This is a genomic window from Arsukibacterium sp. (assembly GCF_033722355.1).
Taxonomy (GTDB): domain Bacteria; phylum Pseudomonadota; class Gammaproteobacteria; order Enterobacterales; family Alteromonadaceae; genus Alishewanella.
Genome location: NZ_JAWVZF010000277.1, coordinates 1 through 1,614 on the forward strand (window position 1 = coordinate 1; position 1,614 = coordinate 1,614).

At 51.7% G+C, this 1,614-nt stretch carries 3 protein-coding genes and 1 pseudogene; all 4 read right to left on the reverse strand.

The features are described 5' to 3' along the window. A pseudogene (gene thiH / locus R3177_RS14750) lies at positions 1–251 on the reverse strand (2-iminoacetate synthase ThiH); the annotation flags it as partial. 10 nt (positions 252–261) lie between these two features. Then, positions 262–1,029 (reverse strand): thiazole synthase, encoded by a 768-nt coding sequence (locus R3177_RS14755; protein ID WP_318971765.1) that lies wholly within the window; start codon positions 1,027–1,029, stop codon positions 262–264. Between the two features lies 1 nt (position 1,030). Further along, complete coding sequence (thiS, locus tag R3177_RS14760) at positions 1,031–1,231, reverse strand: sulfur carrier protein ThiS (protein ID WP_318971766.1); 201 nt, start codon at positions 1,229–1,231, stop codon at positions 1,031–1,033. Then, a partial coding sequence (locus R3177_RS14765; protein ID WP_318971767.1) for a thiamine phosphate synthase occupies positions 1,215–1,614 on the reverse strand: 400 nt, incomplete at its 5' end. The genes R3177_RS14765 and thiS, both read right to left, overlap by 17 nt.

Below are 1,614 nucleotides of genomic sequence, written 5' to 3' on the forward strand. Positions count from 1 at the left end.
CACAGATTTGATAAATACAGCGGGGCAAAAAATTGCACGCTATGGCCAAAACGCTGACGGGTAAGCCGCTGCGCCTTAGTTGCTATCTGAGCCAGTAGTGGCAGTGCTGCCGGCGACAGAAGCGCTTGCAGATCATATATGCTCAGCAGGTTTTTACTTAACGCTGCCTGTACCTGACTGGCTGAAAAACTGCGGCTTTGCAGTTGCATGCTCTGCCAGTGTTGCGGTTGCCATTGCTCGCTGAAACTCACTGCCAGATCCTCACAGCGTTGTCAGAAAGTCAGTGAACGGACTGGAAGCCACCGCCTGCGGCTGAGCTGATGCCAATCCAGCAAGATAGGCAGCGCGGCCGGCTCTTACCGCATCAGCAAAGGCGCCAGCCATTGCCACCGGATCTGCGCTACTGGCAATGGCAGTATTGACCAAAACTGCCGCAGCGCCCAGCTCCATTGCTGCAGCCGCATGAGACGGGGCACCTAAGCCAGCATCAATGATGACCGGAACCTGAGCCTGCTCAATAATAATTTCCAGCATTGCCCGGGTTTGTAAGCCCTGATTCGAGCCTATAGCGGCACCAAGTGGCATCACTGCAGCACAACCTGCTTGTTCCAGTCGTTTACACAATACCGGATCGGCACTGCAATAGGGCAGTACCACAAAGCCCATTTTAACCAGTTGCTCTGCTGCCAGCAGTGTTTCGACTGGGTCGGGCATCAGATAGCGCGGATCCGGATGGATCTCCAGTTTAAGCCAGGACGTTTGCAAGGCTTCACGGGCCAGCTCTGCGGCAAATATTGCTTCTTTGGCAGTTTTGGCTCCGGATGTGTTAGGCAGCAGCTTAATATTCAGATTTCGCAGTGGTGTCAGTAAGTCGTCCTGTGGTTTATTCAGCTGCAGTCGTTTTATTGCCAGCGTAACCAGCTGGCAGTTGCTGGCTTTAACAGCCTGTTGCATCAGCTGGCTATTGGCGAATTTACCACTGCCGAGCAGCAGGTGACTGCTAAAGGTTGTATCAGCAATATGAAGCATATCAGCCTCCGGTAACAATCTGAAAAATTTGCACATTGTCATTAATTTGCAGCTGATGCACAGTCCAGTAGCGTTTGTTAATCACAGTGTTATTAATCGCAACCGCCAGGCCTTCGCCAGCCAGCTGTTGTTGCTGCAGCAGCTCGGTAACGGTGCAGTTGGCGCTAAGTTGCAGCGGTTGATCATTAAGCTGAATATTCATAGCGCGACTCCAGGCTAAATCGGGTAAATTGATTGGTCAGTTGGCTGAAAGCATATTCAGGATCAGGCTCCTTGGTTATCGCTGAGACAACCGCCACGCCATCAACACCGCAGTTAATTACGGCTTCAAGCTTCTGCATATCAATGCCGCCAATAGCTACTGTTGGTATATCGCGGCATATCGCGGCATATCTGCCAAGACGTTTCAGCCCCTGGGGCTTTGACGGCATCTGTTTGGTTTGTGTGGCAAAAATGTGGCCAAGCGCAATGTAAGACGGCTGAAGTTGTTTTGCCCGTATTAGTTCCGGGTAGCTGTGGGTAGATATACCAAGTCGTAATCCGGCTTGTGCTATGGCTTCCAGATCGGCCTGCTCAAGGTCTTCC